This is a genomic window from Okeania sp. SIO3I5 (genome assembly GCF_010672085.1).
In the GTDB taxonomy this organism is placed as follows: Bacteria; Cyanobacteriota; Cyanobacteriia; order Cyanobacteriales; family Microcoleaceae; genus Trichodesmium.
Genome location: NZ_JAAHHT010000512.1, coordinates 1 through 1,590, shown reverse-complemented (window position 1 = coordinate 1,590; position 1,590 = coordinate 1). Strand labels below are relative to the sequence as shown.

Annotated in this window: 2 protein-coding genes; both read right to left on the bottom strand. The window is 42.5% G+C overall.

The genetic code is table 11. From position 1 onward, the window contains the following. Positions 1-242 (bottom strand): condensation domain-containing protein (locus F6K40_RS40115; protein WP_293145891.1); only part of this gene is annotated, 242 nt, incomplete at its 3' end. A gap of 60 nt (positions 243-302) precedes the next feature. Beyond that, a partial coding sequence (locus F6K40_RS40110; protein ID WP_293145889.1) for a thioesterase domain-containing protein occupies positions 303-1,590 on the bottom strand: 1,288 nt, incomplete at its 5' end.

Below are 1,590 nucleotides of genomic sequence, written 5' to 3'. Positions count from 1 at the left end.
TCTTGATTCGTTCCATAAGTAGTTCGTAAAATAGCATGGCGTTCTACGATTTTTTGCCATGTTGCTTTCCAGGCATTTATGTCTAAATGTGAGCTAATTTTTACCGCATTAGACTCGTTGTAAGCGGTATTGTTCGGGTCGATTTTGTAGAGAAACCATAAACCTTTCTGCCCCTCTGACATTGGATCGACAGAACTGATTTCTATACCAGAGATTAAATCATTGAGTTTTGTTGTCAACATAATTTTATTTGATACTAAATCTAGTAATTAAAGGGTGCAAGCACATCGACAAATTCTTAGCTAGAAAAAATTCAGTTTTTCAGCTAATACCTGAACGTGAGGTTCATCAAGCATTGTAACATGGTTTCCCGGAACTACATGAACCTCTACAGGTTGAGTAGAAAGCTGATTCCATCCCCAAGTTGGATCGGTAGGTATTTCCGAGAGCATTCCCAATTCATCGCGATAAACTTCGCTAGTGCGGAACAGAGTAATCAGACCTTGATAACCTCCTTGTAAAACATAACTCATAAAAGCTAATTCGTCAGCTTTAATCGTTTGCACAATTCCACGCACTCGTTCAATTGCTGAATTAGGTGGCAACAGATTAACAGTTTCCATCTGCTGTTTGAGAAGCTTTAATTGGGTTTCAGAACTCAGAGGTTTGAGAGTTTCGTAGGAAATATCGAGATTTTTCCCAGATAACATTTCCAGGATATAGGCAGCATTGGTCAACCATCGGGTATCATCCCAATCTAGTTGTTTGAGGGTGCTACCAGGAAGTCGTGCAGGAAGGTCAAATAGGGCAAGTAGAGCAACTGTTTCTCCCTTCTGTTGTAGTTGTTGTGCGATTTCAAAAGCAACCAAAACTCCAAAGGAATGACCGCCGAGGAAGTACGGACCAGAGGGTTGAATGGTTTGGATAGCTTTCAGGTAATAAGCAGCAACCTCTTCAACACTATTAAAGGGTGCCGACACCCCATCTAAACTAGGAGGTTGCAAAGCATAAAAAGGTCGATCGCTTCCCAGATGACGGGCGAGTTGGTGGAAGTAAACCACATTCCCACCAGAACCTGGCATACAGAAGAACGGTGGGTGGTTTCCTTGTGGTTGAATGGCAACTAAGGGAGACCAAGAGTGAGTATCAGTTTTTTGGCGCAATAGAATAGCTAATTGTTCTACGGTAGCGCCTTGGAAAAGAGCAGCTAAAGATAGATTTTTGCCAAATTGTTTCTCGATCTCAGCCATCAGACGCACTGCTAACAGAGAATGACCACCCAAGTCAAAGAAGTTATCTCGGACTCCGATGGGAGAAACACCCAGAATCTGTGACCAAATTTGAGCTAGTTGTAATTCTAGGGAGTCGCGGGGAGCAACAAAACTGCTTTCGGGAACCAAACTTGAAGCATCGGGAACAGGTAAACCACGACGGTTGACTTTCCCGTTAGGAGTCAGGGGCATTGATTCGAGAAAGACAAAAGCAGCAGGAATCATGTACTCAGGTAGTTTAGTCTTGAGGAAAGAACGCAAATCATTGATTGTGGTTTTGGCGTCATTGGGAACTAAATAAGCAACTAGACGTTTTTCT